The organism is Bacillus cereus group sp. Bc061, assembly GCF_027715825.1.
GTDB classification, from domain to species: domain Bacteria; phylum Bacillota; class Bacilli; order Bacillales; family Bacillaceae_G; genus Bacillus_A; species Bacillus_A paranthracis.
The window spans coordinates 411,740-433,558 of sequence record NZ_JAQFTZ010000002.1; the positions used below are offsets into that span (position 1 = coordinate 411,740).

Sequence of the window (21,819 nt, forward strand, 5' to 3'; positions counted from 1 at the left end):
TTCATCTCTTCCCCTCTTTTGTTATATGCACAAATAAAGCATGATACGTTGCCATTATCCCTTCATTTCCCGTGAAGTCTCTTTCGTATATGCGAAGCATCGCACGAAAGAGTGAGGGACTTTGACAATATGATTCTTCATTACTATTGGTCGCTCCTACTTTACGAATAGAATGTAGAAACTCCCTAACTTCTGTAAATCTCTCTATGTAACACGTTTCAGAAACATGTACATCCCCTGTTTCCATCTCACATATATGGCGCAACTGATTTTCCGAATAAAAACGTTGCCCAATCGATGTTTCATTTTGTATATTTTTTTCTTCTTTCGCCCGCTGGAACGAAGCATGCAATTCTTGAAATGTTTCCTGTCCAAATGTTGAAAAGAGTAATATCCCCTCTATAGATAAATGACGAAATAAATTTCTTATCACTTGTTTTAAATCATTTAGCCATTGAAATGTGGCATTTGAAATAATGACATCATACGTTTCTTCTAGTCGTAATCTTTCGATATCCTCACAATAAAATGTTACATTGTTTATATTTTGTCTAGTTCTCGCAACTGCAATCATACTTTCGGCAAAATCAATAGCTGTAATTTGTGCTTTCGGAAATAAGTTTGATAATTGCTCTGTAACATATCCTGTCCCGCATCCAAGTTCTAAAATACGTATCGATGAATTTGCACTATATCGCCGATTCAATGTAGAAAGTAATGAATGCGCCATCTTTTTTTGTACATTTGCATATTGATCGTAGGATACAGCTGCCACGTTAAATCGTTTTTGTAGTAACGTTTTGTTAATCATGTCGTATCCCCTCTACAAATTGAATGATTTCATTTGCGCAATATTCGAAATTCGTTACGCATAATGCATGTCCAGCCTCACTTACTACCTTGAGTGTGGCAGTTTCATTCTCAGCCATACTACATGCTGCAGACAATGGGCATATTACATCCCTCTCTCCGTGAATAAGTAGTATAGGGACGTTAATTTCTTTCAATGCTGCTCTCATATCTGTTTCTATTAAATAATCCAAACCGAATTGTAAAGACTGCATAGAATCACCTTTAAAATGTTTTACGATGTCTTCAAAACTTTTATTCTCTTTCAACTCATCTTTCGTAAACATATTTTCATAGAACCGCTTGAGCGTATCTTCTTTCCTTCTCTCCAAATTTCTTTTCAGCCGTTCTACATGCAAAGTATTCCATCCACTACTATAGTCACTTGTATTTGTAAATTTAGCAGTACCACCAATTAGCACGATACCCTTTGCCTTAATTTTTTTATAAGCTTGAATTGCCGCTAATGCTCCTAGTGACCATCCAACTAAAATTACATTTTCATCCTGTGCTACATCTATAATCCTGTTCGCAAACTCACTTTGTTCTTTCACGTTACGCCAATTAATGCATTGAACAGGATATCCTTTAAAATGGGGAAGTACTAAATCCCAAATATTTTCTTCCATTCCCCATCCAGGGATAAAAATAATCTTCAGCTCTTTCATACGAAAAGCTCCTCTTCTTTCGCAATGTGAGTAATTCGGTCAATAGCCCATTTTAAATCAGCTATTGTATGTTGCGATGTAACTGCAAAGCGAATTCGAGAACTATTAATCGGTACAGTTGGCGGACGAATTGCAATAGCTGCAATACCTACCTCTAGTAACCTTTTGCTAAACCGTAAAGCATTTTCATTTGAACCGACTACAATCGGTATAATATGAGTTGAACTATTCCCTATATCAAATCCAGCTTCTCGTAATTTGCTCCTGAAGTATTCTCCATTTGCTATAAGATTCTCTCTTCTCTTATGATCTTCTTGTACAATTTCAATTGCTTTTTGCACTGCTCCTAACGTACTTGGCGGTAAAGCTGTAGTAAAAATAAAGCTTCTCATCATATTTTGTAAATAATCTATATAAATTGCATCACCTGTCAAATACGCACCATAACACCCTAAAGCCTTGCTAAACGTCCCCATATGTATATCAATTTTTTGAGAAAGATCTTTTTCTATATGAGACAACCCTGCTCCATCAATTCCATATATTCCACTCGCATGCGCTTCATCCACTAAAATAATTGCCCCGTATTTCTCTTTCAGCTCTACTAACTCCCTCAAATACGCAGTATCACCATCCATACTAAAAACAGTATCTGTTACGATTAATTTCCGCTTTTCAGGTGACGCTGTTTTCAATAACTTCTCTAAATGATCCAAATCATTATGACGATACCTTTTATGCTCTGCCCCACTTAATATAATTCCATCAACAATGCTTGCGTGATTTAATTTGTCACTAAACACAATATCGTGACGACTCACTAATGAAGAGATCACTCCAATATTTGCGGTATATCCACTATTCACAACTAAGGCTTTTTCAGTGCCTTTCCAATCGCATATACTTCTCTCAACCTCTTCATACAGTGAATAGTTTCCTACCACGAACCTTGATGCTGTCGCCCCAGTTCCATATTTTCTTGTACATGCGATAGCAGCTTCTTTTAACCTTTCATCTCCAGCTAACCCTAAATAATTATTTGACGCTAAATTTAGCATCCTTTTCTCATCTCGAATAAGCCATGTCTCTTCTGCTTGTTCTGTTACATGCAAATTACGATACTGCTCTCGCTCATGTAATTGTTGCAATTTAGATTGAAGATGTGTGCGCCATGTTTGATTCATTTCGGATAAGCTCCTCTAATTTTGAAATCATTATATATTCTTTAGCAGATTCCAAGACTTCTTCTCTTGTAAACTCACCTGCAAAGAATGGTAATAAACCTAAAACCGGTACCCCACTTAGCTCTTCAATCATTTCTTTATTTTCTTGCACTCTTTCCATTTCGCATTCTTTGCAGCCAGATAAAATGACACCTGCTACTGTTAAACCATATGCCTTTGCGTAAGCGATCGTTAAAACTGTATGATTTACTGTTCCTAATGTAGGGCGTGCTACTACAATAAGTGGAAGTTGTAATTCTTTTGCGAAATCAATTACTAAAGCATCCTCTGTATATGGAACAGCTAATCCACCTGCTCCTTCTACAAGTAGACTATTAAAATCTTTCAATCGTTCATTATAGTGATGAATAATGTCTTTTAACGTTACTGTCCTTCCAGCTCTTTTCATGGCAAGTCTCGGGGCAAGCGGCTCTTCAATAGAGTAAGGGCAAATTTCATCTTCTTTTGTCGGTACACCTGATAATGCCTTTAGCCTTGCTGCATCTCCTTCTGGATTTGATGCAACATGCCCACTTTGTAACGGTTTATATACCCCGATGTTATATCCCAGTTCTCTAAATACACCTGCTAATGCACCGGCGACTACAGTTTTCCCCACTTCAGTATCCGTTGCTGTTATAAAAAAGCCACTCATTATTCTCCCTCCGTAACATCCGAGATTGCTTTATACAAAATACGTAACATATCATCAATCTCATCAATTGTAGAAGCAAGAGGGGGCATAAACACAATCGTATTACCGAGCGGGCGCAAAATCATACCTAGTTCTCTTGAGCGTTTACATACTTGAACACCGACTCTCTCTGTCCATTCAAACGCTTCTTTCGTTTCCTTATTCTTCACAAGTTCAATTCCAACCATTAACCCGCATTGACGAATGTCCCCTACATGTTTATATGCAAAGAGGTCTTCTAATTGCGTCGCCACATATTCTGTTTTACGTGCCACCTCTTCTATTAAATTTGTTTTCTCGTATAGTTCTAGATTTGCAATTGCTACCGCACACCCTAACGGATTCCCTGTATAACTATGTCCGTGGAAAAATGTTTTTTGTTCTTCATAGCCTCCTAAAAAGGCATTATAAATTTCATCTGTCGTTACAGTAATTGCAACTGGTAAATATCCGCCTGTTAAACCTTTTCCGGCTGTCAAAATATCCGGTGTTACATTTTCATGTTCACATGCAAACATTTTTCCAGTACGCCCAAATCCAGTCGCTACCTCGTCTGTAATAAATAGAACATTATATTTTGTACATAAATTACGTAGCCCTTTTAAGTATCCTTTTGGCATTGTAATCATACCGCCAGCACCTTGCATTAAAGGTTCTACAATAATCGCCGCAATCTCTTCATGTTTATCTTTCAGCAGCTCTTCCATTTCTTCTAAATGTTTTTTTACAATTTCCTCCTTATTATTTCCATAAGGAGAACGATATGTATATGGATAAGGCATTTTAATTGCTTCAAATAAAAGCGAACTATACACTTGGTGAAACAAGTCTATTGCTCCCACTGAAACAGCTCCAATTGTGTCACCATGATACGCTTCTTTTAATGTAACAAATCTTTGTTTCTTCGGTTTTCCTTTATGCTGCCAATATTGAAAGGCCATCTTAATTGCAATTTCAACAGCGCTAGAACCGGAGTCTGAATAAAACACTTTCTTCAAACCTTCTGGTACAACTTCAATTATTTTTTCGGCTAATAAAATAGATGGAACGTTAGCAAGCCCTAACATAGTAGAATGGGAAATTTTATTTAATTGCTCACGAATTGCCTCATCTAGTTCTGGCACTTGATGTCCATGAACATTTAACCAAATAGACGAAACACCGTCCCAATATTCATTTCCATTTACATCGTATAGCTTTCTTCCCTCTCCCCGTTCAATAATGACAGGATCTTCTTCTAAATAATCCTTCATTTGTGTAAATGGATGCCATACATAGGCTTTATTTTTCTCCGATAACTCTTCATATGTATATGATGGTTTGTCAGTCGTACTCTTACTAAAAGTCACAATTGTCACCCCTAATGTTAACTAGTTTATAAATATAGTTAACATTAAATCTAAATGACTGTCAATTATTTTTAAATCAAGTAGTTCTTAAAAAAGAACAACTTATCATAAGATAAGTTGTTCTACTTTCCATGTTGTATCTTTCCGATTTCTAAAATAATCTCTTCGTCTTTTTTTCCTTCTGTTTCAATTCCAAGTTGTTTTGCATGTTCAATCAATAGATCATGGCGCTTCTCAAATCTTGCGGTATTTACTTCTTTCGCAACCTCTTCTTTTGTTTTTCCTTCCGTAGAAACCCCTAGTTTATCAGCTGCTTTTTCCATCGACTTCTTCTCTTCAGCTTCTTTCGCTTTCTTCACTTCTAACTGCTGTATTTGCTTTCGCTTCGCCTGCTCTGATTCAGCTGCAAAAGCTGTGTAAATGCCAGCACTTCCGCCAATGACTAGTAAAGTGGTAAAAAGAATTATTTTTTTCTTCACTCTTTCCTCCCCTTTCAAATTCATTATAACGCACATTTTCATAGGATTAAAATCGTTCTCCTTTATTTCCCTAAAAAATCATTGAATATTTTTATTGACATGTGAGACGAATATATGATAAAAATTTAACTAACATCATATGAATCGGCATTGATAGGATTTAGTAGTATTTCGATTTCTGCTTTCAGAGAGCTGGTGGTCGGTGCGAACCAGTACAGAGCGAATTATGAATTACCCCCTGGAGCTTCTTTTGCGAAACGTAAGGAGTAGTGAAAGACGGTTATAGACCGTTATATCTAAAGAGTGGTGAAACGACACTGTTTCACAATTTAGGGTGGTACCGCGAACTTTTCGTCCCTGCATATGTTGCAGGGGCGTTTTTATTTTATGAGCGCATATCATACGACCCTTTATTTTGTGATACATTCATTTCACAAGCTAGGGTGGTACCGCGATTTCTTCGTCCCTGCATAATTATATGCAGGGACGTTTTTTTATCCATTCATTTCCGTATCATATTAAAGAAACAACAATTACCGGTAATTTGTCACAAAATTCTAAAATTTAGAAGGAAATAAACAATATTGGCGAATTTTATATAAAAAAGAGCTATTTTAGATTACTTAGGAGGGGAAAACAATGGTTTCAAAAATTGAATCTGTTCTTTTAACAGTATTTATCTTTTTCTGCATTGGCTTTAGTGTTATTCAATTAGAAGTTTCACCACACATCCCAATTTTATTTGGTATCGTTTTTTTATTAGCATTTGGATTTATGAAAAAAATTGATTGGTCTACGATGGAAAAAGGAATGATAAGTAGTATTTCAGCTGGTATTCCATCTATTTTTATATTCTTACTTGTAGGCGTATTAATTAGTGTTTGGATCGCTGCTGGAACAATTCCAACTTTAATGGTATACGGCTTCCAGCTTGTATCCCCAAAAATTTTCATTCCAACTGTTTTTGTTGTTTGTGCAATTGTTGGAACAAGTATCGGTAGTGCCTTTACAACTGCCGCAACTGTAGGACTTGCCTTTATGGGCATGGGTAGTGCTCTCGGATACGATCCTGCTCTAATCGCTGGTGCAATTATTTCTGGTGCATTCTTTGGAGATAAAATGTCTCCTTTATCTGATACAACAAATTTAGCGCCAGCTGTAACGGGTGTAGATTTATTTGAGCATATTCGTAACATGCTTTGGACAACAGTTCCAGCTTTCATTATTGCTTTTATCGCATTTTTCATTTTAGGAAGCGGTACTAGTGGAGACGTTGACTTCACAAACTTCATTAGCACATTAGAGAAAAATGCAACGATTTCTATCTTTACACTTATTCCAATTTTATTACTGTTCCTATTCGCATTTAAAAAAGTTCCAGCAGTTCCAACCTTACTTGCTGGAATTATAGTAGGGATCATTATCCTATTTATATTTAAACCTAGTACTTCTTTAACTGATTTAATGAAAATTATGCAAGACGGTTACGTTTCTAAAACGGGTATGAAAGATATTGATAGCTTATTATCTCGCGGTGGCCTGCAAAGTATGATGATGTCAATCGCTCTTATTTTCCTAGCTCTTTGTATGGGAGGATTATTACAAGGAATGGGTATTATTACGCAGCTAATGAATATCATCTCTAGCTTCGTAAAAACTAGCACACGTTTAATTATTTCTACTGCTTCAACTGCAATCGGTGTGAACTTCTTACTTGGTGAGCAGTACTTATCTATCGTTTTAACAGGACAAGCATTCGCTAATAAATATGATGAAGTCGGTTTAGAACGTCGTAATTTATCACGTGTATTAGAAGATGCAGGTACAGTTATTAACCCGCTCGTACCATGGGGAGTAAGTGGCGTATTCTTATCGAACGTCCTTGGCGTTCCAACTTTTGATTACGTTCCATTCGCAATCTTCTGCTTAGCTTGTCCAGTTGTAACAATTATCGTCGGCTTTACTGGATTTGGCCTTTCATGGAAGAAGGAAAAAGCTGTAACACTTTCATAATATATCAAAAAGGATTACCTGAATCGGTAATCCTTTTTATATTTCTCCACTATCTATTTGCTTTCTTTCTTCTAAATAACAGAAGGAATCCTGCTCCAACAAACGCCAAACCTGCTCCAATTGTAGAAACAACACTTGTACCTGTTTTCGGTAAATCACGTTCTTCTTTCTTTTCACTTACAGTTGTTTTTTCTTTTACGTTTTGATTATCCGTTGTAGTTTGTCCAGATCCTGTATTATTACCTTCATCTGTTGGTGGTGTCGTTGGATTTTCTCCATTATTTCCTTCACCTGTTGGTGGTGTCGTTGGATTTTCTCCATTATTTCCTTCACTTGTTGGTGGTGTCGTTGGATTTTCTCCATTATTTCCTTCACCTGTTGGCGGTGTTGTTGGATTCTCTCCACCAGTTTCCTTATCATCATCGTTCTTCTTCGTTATATCAATTGCATATTTAGCGAATTCATTTTCAGATGGTCCAACATATGATATGTTCCCATCTTTCTTTATATACTTTTGTGCATTTGGTGAAGAATCGAATGTTGTATGTAATTTATCGGCAACAATCGGTTTAAACGTCCAATTTTTATCTGCTGCTGGATCAATAACTGGCGTTTCTTGCATATACTTCACAATGATTTGACGCGTTTCATCTTGTGATTGGTATACAACCTCCCCTTTGCTTACACCCGGGAACGTTTGGCTACTTCCACGATAGTTATTTGTAGCGACGATAAACTCTTGATTGTCAGCTACTGGCTTACCTTCATATGTCATATTTATAATACGATTCGTATTAGCATTTATAACTTTTCCATCTTTATCGTATTTTGCTGGTTGTGTTACATCAATTTCGTATTTTAAGCCATCTAAAATATCAAAGTTATATGTAGGGTATCCGATATTTACTAATGGCTGTTCTTCTGTTTTCTTTGGATCAATTTGATTAAACTGACCTGCAGACATTTCAAGCCATTCTTTTACTTGTGCCCCATTTACTTTTACAGCATATAACGTATTTGGATATACATATAAATCTGCCACGTTTTTAATCGCTAACGTTCCAGCTGGAATATCCGTATAATATGTAGCACCGTTTCGGCCACCCGCTTTAAATGGTGCTCCTGCAGATAAAACTGGAATTCCTTTATATTTGCTGTACTGTCCATTTTCAGCAAATAACTTTTCTACATACCATTTTTGTGCATTTGTCACAAGTTGTACAGAAGGATCATCTTGTACTAATGAGAAATAACTATTAATTGGCGCTGTCGTTTTTCCTACAGCAGTATTCACATAATCAATTGTCGCTTGGTGATCATCTTTAATTTCATTAACTAAATTTTGATCAGATTGTACGAGTGGGTTTCCTTTACTATCAGCAATCGGACGAAGTTGCGGCTTCGATTGCTCTTTTTGTACTTCCCATTTTCCATTTACTTTTTTCAATTGCATATCTATAATACCTAAGTTACTTCCAAAGACACCAGGCATTACAACTGGAACACCATTAAATACGTCCTTCACTTCAGTATGTGAATGTCCCATTAATACCGCATCTACACCAGGAACTTCTGTTAAATAATACGATGCGTTTTCCATGCCAACGTTGTAACCACTCTTATCAACACCTGAATGCGCTAGTGCAACGATAACATCGGCACCTTCTGCTTTCATTTTTGGCACCATTTTTTTCGCTGTTTCAACTATATCTTTTGCTTTCACTTTTCCTTCTAGATTTGCTTTATCCCAGTTCATAACTTGAGGTGGAACAAATCCCATTACGCCAATTTTCACTTTTTGTTTTTGACCTGATTCATCTTCTACTTCTTTTTCAAAAACATGATATGGTTTAAAGTAATTTTGATCATTCTCTTCATTATTATCTTTATCATCTTTATAGACGTTCGAGTTAATAACCGGGAATTCTGTTTTACTAATTACTTTGTTTAAATAATCTAAACCGTAGTTAAATTCATGATTCCCAAGAGAGATGACGTCATACTTCATTAAATTCATTAAACGATATAATGGGTGCGTATAACTAGGATCCACAGGCTTCTTCGGATCATTTATTTTATTCGCTACATAATCTCCAAGCGGTGTCCCTTGTAATGCATCCCCATCATCAAACAGGACAGAGTTCTTCGCTTCTTCACGCGCTTTATTCACAAGTGTTGCAGTTTGCACGAGACCTACTTTATTATCGGTTTTCGTTTGATAATAATCGTAATTCATTAAGTTAACGTGAATATCTGATGTTTCTAGAATTCGTAAGTTAACCGTACTCTCCCCAGTTTGCTCATCCGCATGAGCTGTTGCTGGCAATACTTGCGGCGCTATAACACCAATAGCAAGAGTTGCTCCAGCTAGCATTTTTTTTGACTTTTTCACAAAAAATCCCCCTTATACAATTACCAAAGAATAATGAAATGAATTTCTAGCATTCTCTAACCACATACCTTTTTTCTTCTAGTAGATACACGATTTTCATTTCACCCTACGCTAACGAGTAGTCTCCTTAAACGATCCATTAATGGAGACTAGCAATTAACGGGAGATAAAGCTCCCACTATGTAGAATTTCACCTTATCTGACATTATCATATATAATGTACTTTCATATCGTCAATATTTTTTGACATACTTCTACAAATTTTCTGTAAAGTTATTGTAAACTTTTCATAAACATATAATATGCCCTTACATTGTTAATACTGCTGAATATGATACAATTACCAATTACAAGGAGGATGAATTATGAAAAAAGTCATCTTAACAATTGTTTGTCTCCTCCTTCTAATCATTTCTTATTCTTATTTTGAAAAGAACGATGAGACAAAACAAAATGAACCCGAAGAAAAAACAGAAAAAACATCTACTCCAAGTTGGATTGATAAGCAAACAAACGATTCCTTTTATCATCTCGTACTAGGTGATTCGCTCGCCAAAGGATATGGATCGACACAAGGTGGATTTGCTGAATTAGCCTCTAAACAAATAGAAGCACAAATTCATAAACCAATTACTGTAGAAAACCTTGGGATAAACGGTCTTACAACAGATCGTCTCGCTAAAAAGGTTGAATCAGAAGATGTAAAGCAAAAAATTAGAGCAGCCAATATTATTACAATTAACATTGGGGGAAATAATTTATTTCGCTTAAATCGTGATGTCGGTGTTATAGACGGTATTAAAATGTTAAATAAAGAAAAAGCTCATTTTGAAGCGGATGTAAAAAATATTGTAAAGACAGTCCGAGATCAAAATCCGGATGCTTTACTCATTCTTTCTGAACTCTATAACCCGTTACAACTCGATGACTCCATCGCAAGTTATGCAGATATGTTTTTAGACGGATGGAATGAATCCGTTTATTCCATTGCAAAAGCAAATCAACCATCTATCGTTTTACCAATTCGCAAATTAATATCGAATGATAAGAAAGATTTACTCTTTGACCAAGTACACCCAAATGATAAAGGCTATTCGATTATTGCCGATTCCTTTACAAAAAAAGTGTTGGCCTACAAATATTAAAATTCGCATGAAACAATTCTATTTTTATAACATGTCTTTTTTGTTACAATGAGAGTGGAAGGGGGCCTTTATATGGAATCACGCGAGTGGGAACGTATTGTTGATCATCTTCTTTCGCTAGTGCCTCTTTTTTATCGCAAATTTATGCTTCCTGGAGAATTTTCTTCTCAAAGACATATGCCGCCATCACATACACAAGTATTACTGCTTCTGCATGAAAATGGCACATTAGCAGTTTCCGAAATCGGCAAGCGGCTAGCGATTTCACGGCCTAACATGACACCTCTATTAAACAAACTGATCCAAGAAGAACTAATAGAGCGTCATTATAGCGAAAAAGATCGACGGGTCATTTTAATTTCCCTGACAGCTGAAGGGAAATTGTTAGTAAATCAGTATCAACAATTCATTTTAGACAAATTAAAAGAAAATTTCCAAACGTTATCTGAGGAAGAACGTGAAAAACTCATTCACTCTCTTCAAACCATTCAAAATTTAATTTTGAAAACAAACGTATAAAGCTGCTTCTAAATAGAAGCAGCTTTATGATTCGTAATAATTGCCATAGTATACATTTGAATATGGCCATGTCGTTAAATATGGTTTTTGATCTTGCGTAGGTTGTTGCGATGGTATTTGCGGTAGTTGTTGTTGTCGATATAATTCATATTGCCTACTCGTATCATAAACCGGATAATAATTTACATATGGATATACTTGCGGTACGTAATAATAATACATTCATTCTCTCCTCCTTTTTCTTAAACATATTCAAAGGAGAAAATGAGTGTGACACTCTTTATATTTGCATGAGTGGTTCTCTCACTCTTTTCTTTCTGTTCTTCAAACGTAACTTACGGTTCTTTTCATATAAATAATGCACAACGAAATATGAAACTACACCAAACACAACCCCTAAAATCGTCATTCCAATTAATACATACACTTCACTCTGTAATAAGCTCTTTAATATCGTAAAAATGTGACTTGAAAACAAGTCCGATATTGTAAAGGGTTCATGATGTATTTTTTGCACATGAAATGGATAAATCATTTTCCCTAGCGCATACGCAAGCGGAAATAAAACTACTGGGAGAAACGATATTTTTCCAATAATATTGCCAATCACCGCGGCAGGAAAAGATCCCTTTGCTAACCTGACGATTGGATAAAATATTAAATAGACGAGCGATGCTGTATATATAACCAACATCTCTAAACCAAAACCAATCGCAAAACCTAACGATACTTTCTTCGCTCCTTCTGGTGATCGAAGCAACTTATAATATTGAAACTTTAATATTCTCCACATCCGCTGAAAAAACGAATATGTTTTCTTAGTTGTTTTCACTCTCATCATCTCTTTAACTATATTTTTATACCTAGTATGCCCTTACACACCCCGAAAAACAAATTTCATTTCCTCTTTTATTATAGATGATATCGAAATAGTTAACTAAATATACATATGACATTTCACTGTCAACCACCCCTACTGAGATAAAACCTTTCAGTGGGGGCTTGAGTTCGAACGCTAGGTCTTTTCGTCTATCGCTAGACAGTTTGACGCTCTAGCATTCATGCTACCCTAAGGTAACACCCCAAGTATGTTTTTGGTTGGTACTGACAACGAACGATTGTTTTCCCACTTGCACCACCCTTTCGAAAAAGAGCCGTTCTCCCTTATGGAAGAAGCCACCACTGGGATGAATCCAGCGTGTGCTACAAGCCCCGACAAGTCGCGTACACATGGATGGTTGACGCACCCACTAGGCTATGCGCGAAGCAATAGCCTTACGTTTTTGCACTTCTAATAGAATCGGCGTTTTCACTTTCAGATTGTCATCCAGTTCTACAATTTTTGATTTTTTCAATGTATTCAGCGCACCATTAATATCAGCATGGATACATGTTCCTGCTTTACTTTGGTACAAACCACGCGTAATTCGTTTGCCACTAAAGCGATACTGCGTCTTATCATCCTTAGACCAAACTGGAACCGGATCCTTATCAAGAAAACTAGCTTTTGAAGTATAGCTTTCTTCTTGTTTGAAAAAGCGGATGCCTTCTTTTATGCATTTATTCTCAATTGCTGCCATCAATTTCTCAAATGGGATTTGAACAAATGTTTGATTATTCTTTTTCCCCATATGAGATTTTTGTTTCCAACCAGCGTTATACCCTACAACAATCGTATCTATATCGAATTCTTTCACTTTTTTGAACAATAGGCCTACTGTTTGTGCAATGTAACCGTTTATTTGTCTTTCTCGTTTATGCCAAAGTGCAGCAATTTTATTCGTTACAAGACGTTTAGAAAGCCCGTTTTCCATATTTTTCAGTTGTAGATTACGTATCGTTTTGTTGAAGTACTGGTTAATGGATTTTAGTTTTTTTCCATCAATTAAGAAGGCATAACCTGTATTGGTTACGCAACTTACTAATCTATCTACACCTAAATCGCAACTCAAAGCGTTACTCGTAGTCGTGGGTTGTTTCTTCACTTGAGAGACGTGCATTTCATATGTATAATGCACCTCAAAGAACCGACCTTTTTGCTTTGGTACAATCTCAATGTAGGAGATGTTTTTATTTCTTAAGTTTTTTGGCATACGTATTTTAATGGAACCGAATTTTTTTCTAAATGCAACATTCATCGGAACCATCCAATATCCGTTCTCATCCACTTTTGGCACTTGATAGATTTCAATGATTCGTTTGTCAGTGGAACGAGAATAATTCGGAAACTTCGGACGACCTGTGAACTTATCAGGATGTTTCTTCCACTGTTCCAACGCTTTAAAAAAGCTCTTCATTTCTGTAAATAAGGCTCTACGAATCGCTTGAACAGAGTTTGATTGAACGCCCGAGTAGTTCATATCAGCCTGCATGGCATTGTCCACTTCTTTTACAGTAGCCATTTTATTATCGTTCAAATAACTTTGTTTTATCGTGTACAACCCAACATTTCGCAGTGCTTTTGAACTATGCGCCATGCGCTGAAGTAAACGAAATTCTTTTGCAGTAAGGCAAGCTCGTCCGATATTCTGTTTCTGCGTGAACCGTTGCATGGTTTCTCTTTTCTTTTGTTTCCGTAATACTTTCACTACCTTCTTTCTAGCCATTGTTTTCACCACCTTTCTTAGAAAGTTCATTAAGCGTATTCATTACTTTTGGCTTAAGTAGCTGAATGATAATCATTATCTAATTTCGTTGCCTTACAATCTATTCCCTTCTTATCTACATAATATTGTAGGACAAAAAGAAACAAACATTCGCCCTCAAAAATTGTTATGAACGAAACAAAAGCGTTCAGCCTACCTACTGACGGCAATTCATCTCCACCTGAATTGTTGGGTTTCACCCGTAACACAAATCAGATGGAGTCTTCTTGCCGGAAGAGATAAAAAAGTGCACCTCAAATTGTTATTCGTGTCTAACAATTGCGGTACAGTTCAAGTTGAGCAGCTTTGTTCTTATTTATTCTCCTAATGTTTGTCCCATTTCATTTATTTTTATATCAAGACGAAAAAAGCACTTGTTGCCTTTAATCGACAATCAAGTACTTTCAGTTCATATTGTTTTTAAGTTGCACTAGATTTTATCTTAACCTTAAAACTTGTATATCTTAACAATTAATATCCATTTTCTTTTCTGTTCACTTCAAATATATTTTGCTTTTGCTTTAGCTGTATTAGTATTTATGTTTTTATAGCTGTACAGTAACAGACACTTAAAAAACATGACTGTATAAACTACCCCTTTAAAGCTAATATCTCTTCTCTATTATAGTCGATCATTGCTAAAAAGTACTCGTCAAAATTCTCAAATCTATCTATTTCTTCACCCGCAAACCAAATTATCTCTCCTGGTCTAGAAGAATTAGGTAAACATAAAACAAATAAATCCCTATCAAATTCCGAAACTGCTATTGGTAATAGCTCCGGCCTTAAAACACCGCTTTCTTCTAAAACAACATCATCTATAGCTTCTAATAGTACCTGAGCATAATCCATTATAGCTGATTCCTTTAATTGCTCCGTACCAAATAAATCCACCGTTTGATAAAAACCTGCCCATCCATTGGCATATTGAAGAAATTCTCTATACATTAAATCAAGTTTATATCCCAATTCTTGTTCAATAATGCGAATAGATTTTTCATTTGCTCCCACCTCCGGAAAATGGTTTGGCCATATTTTTTCTACATCTTGTTTCATTAGCTCCTGCTTCACTAAAATCATTGTGGCTATCTTATCTTTCCAATTATTCATCGTCTACTCCTCCTCTACAAACTTAAATTTTGTAGGTTTATAACCAATTGAACATATTTTTATATTCTACACCCACTATAATATTTTCTGCATATAAAGGCTTAATCATTTAATTCGTTATCCTCTCTTACTTAATAAGTTTAGAGTTTTTTAATAATATACCAACTATCGACTAATGGGGGGAGGTAATTCTTATGCAACACCTTGAAATACATATTTCCCAATGCATTGTCGTCATATTTGAATATTAATTTAAAATCATAAGTTTTTATGTGAAACTTTTTAGATTACTAAAAAACCTTGAAAGACATATAGCCAATCAAGGTTTCAATAGAATTTTACCCAATTCCATAGTATAGATTATTGATTCTTTTATTTTCTTAAAATATATACTTATATGCATAAAGTTTTATGCTAGTAGATATATAGCTGTACTAATCACTAAAATACCTTCTTAAAAATCTACTTTTTCTCCCGAATCAGTATAAACAAAATACTTTTTATTATTTTCATTTAGTAAAGTAATATCTGTGCCAATTGGCATATTAAAAATATTCATTACCGCTGGTTCTATTTCAATAATAGTTCCCCAATCACAAACTGACATATTTGATGCATCAGCAAGATATTCATCTGTATCTATTTCCGACAAAAATCTCCATCCATTATCGATAGCATTAACTGGTTGTTCTTTAATACACCATTTCACATTCCCTTTATTTTGTAAAATATTCTTAGATACAACGCTACCACCTAATCCACTACTCTTTTTCAAACAATCATCTCCAAAACTTTTTTCATATCATCTGTTCCACGTTCTTCAATTAAATCTCTTAATGAATATCCATATTTATTTTCATCATTAATATTCGGTCGTTTTCCCAAACATTTTACTATTAAATCATTTCCCTCCTTTGTTCTTTTTTTTAATACTTCTTGACATAAAGACCATATTGCAGAATTACCAAATTTTTTATCTTTTAAATTCAAATCTACCCCCATATCAACCAGCCTACAAGCTACTTCAACCGCACCTTGACAATTAATATTTGCTGCTAAATAGTGAAACTCATTACAGTCATCATTAGAAATTATATTAACCTTTGCACCATTATCCAATAGAAAGTTTGCTATATCAAACTTTCTACTAATTAATGATTTTTCAAGTAAACTAATACCATTTTTATCAATTGAATCTACAATCTCTTCAATACAGTTTCCCTCAATTTTTAGCTTCTCTAAAAATAATTTAAGATTCCCGAATTTTATAATAGTCCCATAATCAGCTTTATTAATATCCATTTATACTATCACCCTCTCATTCATACTTATGACTTCGGTTAGTACTTGGCAATTCCGGTCGATAGTTTTCAGGGTTTCTATACCACTTTAAGAACTCTTCTTTTGTAATAATCTCATTCATATACAATTCATGCATATCAGAATATTTCTCTCCTGGTATATGCCCCATATCCCATTGACCACTTCTTGTTTTAGATTTATCCCAAATTATTTCTACACCTGATGGATCATAAACTTTCCCATCGATAGAATCTTTCGCATTTTCCCACACTTCTTCAACCTGACCTTTTCCATAACTAGGCCTGCTTTTACTATATGGTTTTTTAGTAACGATACTATCCTCTGTAGCTTTTACAGTATCCTTAACTCCATTGACTTTCTCCACAGGTACTTTTTTAGCTTTATTCACAGCCTCAGCAGCCTTAGCAGTCATTTTAACTCCTTTACCTACTTTAGCTATCTTTCCAAAGGGTGTAAGCCCTGCTACTGCCATTCCTCCAGCAAATACTCTATCCAAAGTAGATAGTTTTTCGCCAGTAGATGGATCAATCCCATCCCAAGCACGACGAATATCATACTCACCACTTATTTCACCTACTATATCCCTAGCAAGTTTTTCACCATCAAAATCCTCTTTTTCTGACGATAGTGGTCCACACATCGCTCCTTGTTCCATTGTAACATTTTGATTATCTGTATTGCGGAATTTTTCAGCAATTCTTTTCAAATCTTCCTCTACTTTTACAAGTGAATGAATAGATGCAAAAGCTTTTGGTCTCGCATCATTGAACAGTTGAATGAACTGTTGATTAGAGGCACCAATCCACTGAAAACACAACTGATCTATTTCATTACATAAATTATTATGTATAGATTCTAATGCGATTCGGGTATTACTTGCACGATTCGCAACTTCTTCTAGCATTTCAGGTGTTACTTTAATTTGAACCATTTTTTCCCTCCCTCTCCCCATTAAAATTATGAGACAAAAAGAAAAAAATGTAAATATAGAAATTTCAGAATATCTAAAAATCTTCATGTTACATAAAACCTGCTTAACGGCAAACGAAGTGTATGTGAAGTAAAAGGCCTTCCTGGTAAACTAGGCACAAATGGTTATACAAAAAATTTAGTAGCTGTTTCTCTAATAGATATCCTCCCTCTATCCATATAATTAAGTACATTCAGTATATACTCAAAGTAATATCTTTTTACCGTATTTACTTTCTCTTCTAAAAAGAATTTAACCATAAAAAACACCCCAGTTTTTATTCGTATCTAGCAACTGGGGTATACATCCTTTAGGAAAGCTCTTCTACATTTTTAAATAAACTTACTAATAATGCTTTTTGCGCATGCAATCGATTACCAGCTTGCTCAAATACGATAGACTGTGATCCATCTATAATCTCGCCTGTTACTTCTTCTTCACGATGGGCAGGTAAACAGTGTAAGAAGCGATATGTTTGCTTCGCATGCTTAACAAGTTCGTTATTAATTTGGTATGGTTGAAACAACGTATATTTCTCTTCTTCGCCCTCTTGCCCCATGCTCATCCAAACGTCAGTATAAATGAAATCTGCTTCATTCACCGCTAGTTCAGGGTTATGCAAAATTTCAATTTCAGCTCCTGTTTCCTTGGCAATCGCTAACGCTTTTTTTACAATCTCTTCATTCGGTTCATACCCTATAGGTGTTGCAACAGTCATATGCATTCCAACTTTTGCACTCGCTAACAACAATGAATGACATACATTATTTCCGTCACCTACGTAAGCCAATTTTATTCCTTTAAATGTATTTGTTTCTTCATATATTGTCATTAGGTCTGCCAATGCTTGACAAGGATGATGGTCATCCGTTAATCCGTTAATAACAGGTATGCTCGATTCTTTTGCAAGCTCTTCTACATCCGCATGTGAGAATGTACGTATCATAATCCCGTCAATATACTGTGATAATACTTTCGCAGTATCTGAAACGGTTTCTCCTCTTCCCATTTGCATCTCTTTTCCACTTAAAAACATACCATGTCCCCCGAGCTGTACCATTCCTGCTTCAAAAGATACACGAGTACGAGTTGAATGTTTATCAAAGATAAGACCTAATATTTTGCCTTGCAGTAAAGGCTCTTGCTTATTCTTTTTTAAATATATTGCGAACTCAATTAAAGAAATAATTTCTTCTTTCGTTAATTCTTCTAGTGTTAAAAGGTCTTTCGTATTTAATTTCGGTACTTGTACAGTTGACATGAAAATTCCCCCTTATATAATTGATACGTTTTTTGTACAAACTACTTTTTTTATCATATATACTGCCTGTTTTAACTCTTCATTCGTTACAATGAGTGGCGGTAATAGTCTTATAACATTAGGTCCTGCTTGTAATACGAGAAGTCCCTGTTTTTCTAGTTGTTCTATAAAACTTGCAACTTCATGCGTACATTCAATTCCAATCATAAGCCCTTTACCACGTATATTTTGGATACATTCGACATGTCGTAATTCCTCTTGCAACTTCTGTAATACGTACTCGCCCTTTTCCTTTACTTCTTTTAAAAACGATGGTTTCTTAGTTATTTGCAATACTTCTTTCGCCGCAGCCATTGCAACATAATTTCCACCAAACGTTGAACCATGTGACCCTGCAGGAAACGATATTCCAAGTTCTTTCCGGCCAATCATTGCTCCAACAGGAATCCCGTTTCCAAGCGCCTTAGCGGTAGTAACGATATGAGGATTTATTCCCATTTGTTCGTAAGCAAATAATGTCCCTGTTCTTCCGATTCCTGTTTGGACTTCGTCTATAATAAATAAGGAACCGAACTTATTGCATAATGTTTCAATCGCTTTCAAAAAAGATAGATCAGCAGGTATGACTCCTCCTTCTCCTTGAACAACTTCTATCATTACTGCCGCAACTTCTTCATTCATTACTTCCTCTAATGCCTTTATATCGTTAAATGGTGTATGTAAAAAAGAGGGAAGGAGCGGACCAAATCCTTCTTTCACTTTATTTTGTCCCGTCGCACTCATCGTTCCGAATGTTCTACCGTGAAAAGATTGCTCGCATGTTACGACGAGAGATTTTTCAGTATGCTTACGGGCTAGCTTCAAAGCAGCTTCATTCGCCTCTGCCCCGCTATTACAGAAGAACACATAATCTAATGCTATGTTTTCTGTTAATAATGACGCGACTTCTTCTTGTAAGCTGTTTGTAAACAGGTTAGATATATGCCATATTTCATGCAGTTGCTCTTGTACAGCTTTCATAACAGTAGAATGACAATGTCCTAAATTACATACACCGATTCCTGATGTGAAATCTAAATATTGCTTACTGTTATTATCAATGACTTTCGTTCCTTTTCCCTTTACAAACTCAATCTTTCTTCTCCCATACGTTTGAAAAAGATGACTTGTCATGCAATACTCACGCCCCTCGTTACCGTCGTTCCGATACACTCACCTGTAACCTCGGTAAAATCCTTCATCCCATTTACGATACTAACCTTTTGCACTCCCATTTTTAATGATGCTAGTGCTGCCTGTACTTTCGGAATCATCCCACCGGTAATAACACCGTTTTCTATAAAATTAACAATCTCAAATTCGTCGGTTTTCTTTACTAACTTTCCTTCATGCAATACCCCATCTACATCTGTAATAAAAATGAGTTCTTTTGCAGATAACGCGGCTGCAATTCCAGCTGCGGCGGTATCTGCATTTATGTTATAAATCTCATTATCATTTATGCCGACTGGAGCAATAACAGGAATATAATTCATATTTATTAATCCTTTTAGTAAGGCCGTTTCGACATACCTTACTTCTCCCACATATCCTATCTCCTCACTAACAGGTTGAACTTGAAGTAGATTGCCGTCACATCCTGAACAACCTACCGCTCGTAAATTATGCTTTTGTAAATTCATTACGAGTTTTTTATTCGTACTTCCACATAACACCATTTGAACAACATCCATAACTTCTTTTGGTGTTACCCGTAATCCATCTCTTTTTTCTACGTTGATGTTACAATCTTTTAATTGGGCATCAATTTCTGGGCCACCACCATGAACAATCACTACTTTATACTTCTGTTGTAATTTCTTTATGCAATCAAAAAACACATCATTTAATTGATCCAACATACTACCGCCGCATTTCACTACAATATAATCGCTCATCTTCCCTCTCCTTATGTACGATAACAAGCGTTTATTTTCACATATTCATAACTTAAGTCACAGCCCCAAGCTGATCCGGTTTCTTCACCTAAATGTAAATACACATCAATGACTATTTCATCTTCTTGTAATCTCTCTTTCATTTCCTCTTCAGAAAACATTTGAGGTTCACTATTTTTCAGCACAACGATAGATTGAAGAGTAATATCAATTGTATTTGGATTAATCGCTACTTCACCTTGTCCAATGCTGCTAATAATTCGCCCCCAGTTTGGGTCTTCACCATGTATTGCTGTTTTCACAAGACTCGAACCGACTATTTGTTTTGCGATTTTCTTTGCCTCTTCATTCGTTTGAGCTCCTAGCACATTTACTTCTATTAACTTCGTAGCGCCTTCACCATCTTGTGCAATTTTTTTTGCTAAATCTTCACATACCTTCTGTAAGGCAAATATGAAAGTTTCCCAATCTGCATGTTCCATATCGATTGGTTTCGTTTCTGATAATCCACTTGCCATAGCGATGACCATATCATTCGTAGAAGTATCGCCATCCACCGTAATTTGATTAAATGTATGATTCGTTATTTGTGATAATGCGGTTTGCAATACGTCATGCTCTATATGAGCGTCTGTCGTAATAAAACTTAGCATCGTTGCCATATTTGGATGAATCATCCCTGAACCTTTCGCAACACCAGCAATCATCACTTTCTTTCCATCAATCATCATCTCATAGCAAGTTTCTTTCGTTATAAGATCCGTCGTTAAGATTGCTTCAGAAAAAGAATGAGCTTCATTTTCTTCCTTCGCCGGGATAAGAGTTGCAATTCCCTTTCGGATTATATCCATCGGCAACGGAACACCAATTACACCTGTTGAAGCTACTGCAACATAATTTTCTTTCACTCCAAAATGTTCCGCCCCTAATGCACGCATCTCGTATGCATCTTGTAATCCTTTCATCCCTGTACAAGCATTTGCATTTCCACTATTGACGATAATAGCTTGTAATTTCCCCTCAGTCGTTATACTATCCTTCGTTACTTGCAAGGGGGCTGCTTGTATTTGATTTGTTGTATAAACAGCAGCACATGATGCCGGTACATCACAAATGATTGCCCCTAAATCCTTCTTCTCCTTTTTCAAACCAATTGCAGTGCCAATTGCCGAGAAACCTTTTGGTGTTACAATCGAACCATTTTCTAATTTTGTAATAGACGCTACTTTAACCATCATGTCC

The 21,819-nt window shown here is 35.8% G+C and carries 21 protein-coding genes and 1 other annotated feature; of the genes, 3 read left to right on the plus strand and 18 right to left on the minus strand.

Annotated features, from left to right (window positions below; genetic code table 11):
- Position 1: 1 nt before the first annotated feature.
- From bioC to PDQ40_RS11460, 6 genes are all read right to left on the minus strand, one after another.
- Entirely contained in the window at positions 2 to 811 is an 810-nt protein-coding gene (gene bioC / locus PDQ40_RS11435; protein ID WP_000608931.1) for a malonyl-ACP O-methyltransferase BioC, read from the minus strand.
- Positions 804 to 1,517: an alpha/beta fold hydrolase gene (locus tag PDQ40_RS11440; protein WP_000661275.1), complete on the minus strand. Its 714-nt coding sequence runs from the start codon at positions 1,515 to 1,517 to the stop codon at positions 804 to 806. The genes bioC and PDQ40_RS11440 overlap by 8 nt, the downstream gene beginning before the upstream one ends.
- Positions 1,514 to 2,701, minus strand: coding sequence for an 8-amino-7-oxononanoate synthase (gene bioF / locus PDQ40_RS11445; RefSeq protein ID WP_001077305.1), 1,188 nt, complete (start codon positions 2,699 to 2,701; stop codon positions 1,514 to 1,516). Before bioF ends, PDQ40_RS11440 begins: the two co-directional genes overlap by 4 nt.
- A complete protein-coding gene (gene bioD, locus PDQ40_RS11450) occupies positions 2,667 to 3,395 on the minus strand; it encodes an ATP-dependent dethiobiotin synthetase BioD (RefSeq protein ID WP_000012487.1) in 729 nt (242 codons plus the stop codon). Before bioD ends, bioF begins: the two co-directional genes overlap by 35 nt.
- Positions 3,395 to 4,783: an adenosylmethionine--8-amino-7-oxononanoate transaminase gene (bioA, locus tag PDQ40_RS11455; protein WP_000144318.1), complete on the minus strand. Its 1,389-nt coding sequence runs from the start codon at positions 4,781 to 4,783 to the stop codon at positions 3,395 to 3,397. Before bioA ends, bioD begins: the two co-directional genes overlap by 1 nt.
- Positions 4,784 to 4,905: 122 nt before the next feature.
- The gene (locus PDQ40_RS11460; protein WP_000726897.1) at positions 4,906 to 5,262 is read right to left on the minus strand and encodes a hypothetical protein; all 357 of its coding nucleotides are present in this window, start codon (positions 5,260 to 5,262) and stop codon (positions 4,906 to 4,908) included.
- A 141-nt stretch (positions 5,263 to 5,403) separates the two neighbouring features.
- Positions 5,404 to 5,624 (plus strand) — a binding site (T-box leader).
- A gap of 277 nt (positions 5,625 to 5,901) precedes the next feature.
- Here PDQ40_RS11460 and nhaC point away from each other — a divergent pair.
- Positions 5,902 to 7,275 (plus strand): Na+/H+ antiporter NhaC, encoded by a 1,374-nt coding sequence (gene nhaC / locus PDQ40_RS11465; protein ID WP_000253748.1) that lies wholly within the window; start codon positions 5,902 to 5,904, stop codon positions 7,273 to 7,275.
- A gap of 49 nt (positions 7,276 to 7,324) precedes the next feature.
- On the opposite strand, the gene cpdB is transcribed toward nhaC, so the two are convergent.
- Positions 7,325 to 9,667: a bifunctional 2',3'-cyclic-nucleotide 2'-phosphodiesterase/3'-nucleotidase gene (gene cpdB / locus PDQ40_RS11470; RefSeq protein WP_270691419.1), complete on the minus strand. Its 2,343-nt coding sequence runs from the start codon at positions 9,665 to 9,667 to the stop codon at positions 7,325 to 7,327.
- A gap of 365 nt (positions 9,668 to 10,032) precedes the next feature.
- On the opposite strand from cpdB, the gene PDQ40_RS11475 reads away from it, so the two are divergent.
- Together PDQ40_RS11475 and PDQ40_RS11480 are read left to right on the plus strand one after the other, a co-directional pair.
- A complete protein-coding gene (locus PDQ40_RS11475; protein WP_000755836.1) occupies positions 10,033 to 10,812 on the plus strand; it encodes a GDSL-type esterase/lipase family protein in 780 nt (259 codons plus the stop codon).
- Between the two features lie 72 nt (positions 10,813 to 10,884).
- Entirely contained in the window at positions 10,885 to 11,331 is a 447-nt protein-coding gene (locus tag PDQ40_RS11480; protein ID WP_000445819.1) for a MarR family winged helix-turn-helix transcriptional regulator, read from the plus strand.
- Between the two features lie 24 nt (positions 11,332 to 11,355).
- Here PDQ40_RS11480 and PDQ40_RS11485 read toward each other — a convergent pair whose 3' ends face one another.
- The 11 genes from PDQ40_RS11485 to argJ form a co-directional block, all read right to left on the minus strand.
- Positions 11,356 to 11,553 (minus strand): hypothetical protein, encoded by a 198-nt coding sequence (locus PDQ40_RS11485; RefSeq protein WP_000291952.1) that lies wholly within the window; start codon positions 11,551 to 11,553, stop codon positions 11,356 to 11,358.
- A 58-nt stretch (positions 11,554 to 11,611) separates the two neighbouring features.
- Entirely contained in the window at positions 11,612 to 12,172 is a 561-nt protein-coding gene (locus PDQ40_RS11490) for a DUF2062 domain-containing protein (RefSeq protein ID WP_002028428.1), read from the minus strand.
- A 409-nt stretch (positions 12,173 to 12,581) separates the two neighbouring features.
- On the minus strand, positions 12,582 to 13,937 hold the full coding sequence (locus PDQ40_RS11495) for an RNA-guided endonuclease TnpB family protein (RefSeq protein WP_000101508.1): 1,356 nt from the start codon (positions 13,935 to 13,937) through the stop codon (positions 12,582 to 12,584).
- Between the two features lie 630 nt (positions 13,938 to 14,567).
- Positions 14,568 to 15,086 (minus strand): SMI1/KNR4 family protein, encoded by a 519-nt coding sequence (locus tag PDQ40_RS11500; protein WP_001067166.1) that lies wholly within the window; start codon positions 15,084 to 15,086, stop codon positions 14,568 to 14,570.
- Between the two features lie 454 nt (positions 15,087 to 15,540).
- Positions 15,541 to 15,861, minus strand: coding sequence for an immunity protein Imm33 domain-containing protein (locus tag PDQ40_RS11505; RefSeq protein WP_000749724.1), 321 nt, complete (start codon positions 15,859 to 15,861; stop codon positions 15,541 to 15,543).
- Positions 15,858 to 16,388 (minus strand): ankyrin repeat domain-containing protein, encoded by a 531-nt coding sequence (locus PDQ40_RS11510; protein ID WP_000353923.1) that lies wholly within the window; start codon positions 16,386 to 16,388, stop codon positions 15,858 to 15,860. Before PDQ40_RS11510 ends, PDQ40_RS11505 begins: the two co-directional genes overlap by 4 nt.
- Before the next feature lie 16 nt (positions 16,389 to 16,404).
- A complete protein-coding gene (locus PDQ40_RS11515; protein ID WP_000249940.1) occupies positions 16,405 to 17,340 on the minus strand; it encodes a WXG100 family type VII secretion target in 936 nt (311 codons plus the stop codon).
- A 349-nt stretch (positions 17,341 to 17,689) separates the two neighbouring features.
- Entirely contained in the window at positions 17,690 to 18,640 is a 951-nt protein-coding gene (gene argF / locus PDQ40_RS11520) for an ornithine carbamoyltransferase (protein ID WP_000108859.1), read from the minus strand.
- 12 nt (positions 18,641 to 18,652) lie between these two features.
- On the minus strand, positions 18,653 to 19,813 hold the full coding sequence (locus PDQ40_RS11525; RefSeq protein WP_000200516.1) for an acetylornithine transaminase: 1,161 nt from the start codon (positions 19,811 to 19,813) through the stop codon (positions 18,653 to 18,655).
- Complete coding sequence (argB, locus tag PDQ40_RS11530) at positions 19,810 to 20,577, minus strand: acetylglutamate kinase (protein WP_001286785.1); 768 nt, start codon at positions 20,575 to 20,577, stop codon at positions 19,810 to 19,812. The genes PDQ40_RS11525 and argB overlap by 4 nt, the downstream gene beginning before the upstream one ends.
- Before the next feature lie 11 nt (positions 20,578 to 20,588).
- Positions 20,589 to 21,812, minus strand: coding sequence for a bifunctional glutamate N-acetyltransferase/amino-acid acetyltransferase ArgJ (argJ, locus tag PDQ40_RS11535; RefSeq protein ID WP_270691420.1), 1,224 nt, complete (start codon positions 21,810 to 21,812; stop codon positions 20,589 to 20,591).
- Positions 21,813 to 21,819 lie beyond the last annotated feature (7 nt).

Bases quoted from the DNA above. Each gene is read 5' to 3' on its own strand.
- bioC (WP_000608931.1), bottom strand. From the start codon at position 811: ATGATTAACAAAACGTTACTACAAAAACGATTTAACGTGGCAGCTGTA.
- PDQ40_RS11440 (WP_000661275.1), bottom strand. From the start codon at position 1,517: ATGAAAGAGCTGAAGATTATTTTTATCCCTGGATGGGGAATGGAAGAA.
- bioF (WP_001077305.1), bottom strand. From the start codon at position 2,701: ATGAATCAAACATGGCGCACACATCTTCAATCTAAATTGCAACAATTA.
- bioD (WP_000012487.1), bottom strand. From the start codon at position 3,395: ATGAGTGGCTTTTTTATAACAGCAACGGATACTGAAGTGGGGAAAACT.
- nhaC (WP_000253748.1), top strand. From the start codon at position 5,902: ATGGTTTCAAAAATTGAATCTGTTCTTTTAACAGTATTTATCTTTTTC.
- PDQ40_RS11475 (WP_000755836.1), top strand. From the start codon at position 10,033: ATGAAAAAAGTCATCTTAACAATTGTTTGTCTCCTCCTTCTAATCATT.
- PDQ40_RS11480 (WP_000445819.1), top strand. From the start codon at position 10,885: ATGGAATCACGCGAGTGGGAACGTATTGTTGATCATCTTCTTTCGCTA.
- PDQ40_RS11485 (WP_000291952.1), bottom strand. From the start codon at position 11,553: ATGTATTATTATTACGTACCGCAAGTATATCCATATGTAAATTATTAT.
- PDQ40_RS11490 (WP_002028428.1), bottom strand. From the start codon at position 12,172: ATGATGAGAGTGAAAACAACTAAGAAAACATATTCGTTTTTTCAGCGG.
- PDQ40_RS11495 (WP_000101508.1), bottom strand. From the start codon at position 13,937: ATGGCTAGAAAGAAGGTAGTGAAAGTATTACGGAAACAAAAGAAAAGA.
- PDQ40_RS11500 (WP_001067166.1), bottom strand. From the start codon at position 15,086: ATGAATAATTGGAAAGATAAGATAGCCACAATGATTTTAGTGAAGCAG.
- PDQ40_RS11510 (WP_000353923.1), bottom strand. From the start codon at position 16,388: ATGGATATTAATAAAGCTGATTATGGGACTATTATAAAATTCGGGAAT.
- PDQ40_RS11515 (WP_000249940.1), bottom strand. From the start codon at position 17,340: ATGGTTCAAATTAAAGTAACACCTGAAATGCTAGAAGAAGTTGCGAAT.
- argF (WP_000108859.1), bottom strand. From the start codon at position 18,640: ATGTCAACTGTACAAGTACCGAAATTAAATACGAAAGACCTTTTAACA.
- PDQ40_RS11525 (WP_000200516.1), bottom strand. From the start codon at position 19,813: ATGACAAGTCATCTTTTTCAAACGTATGGGAGAAGAAAGATTGAGTTT.
- argB (WP_001286785.1), bottom strand. From the start codon at position 20,577: ATGAGCGATTATATTGTAGTGAAATGCGGCGGTAGTATGTTGGATCAA.
- argJ (WP_270691420.1), bottom strand. From the start codon at position 21,812: ATGGTTAAAGTAGCGTCTATTACAAAATTAGAAAATGGTTCGATTGTA.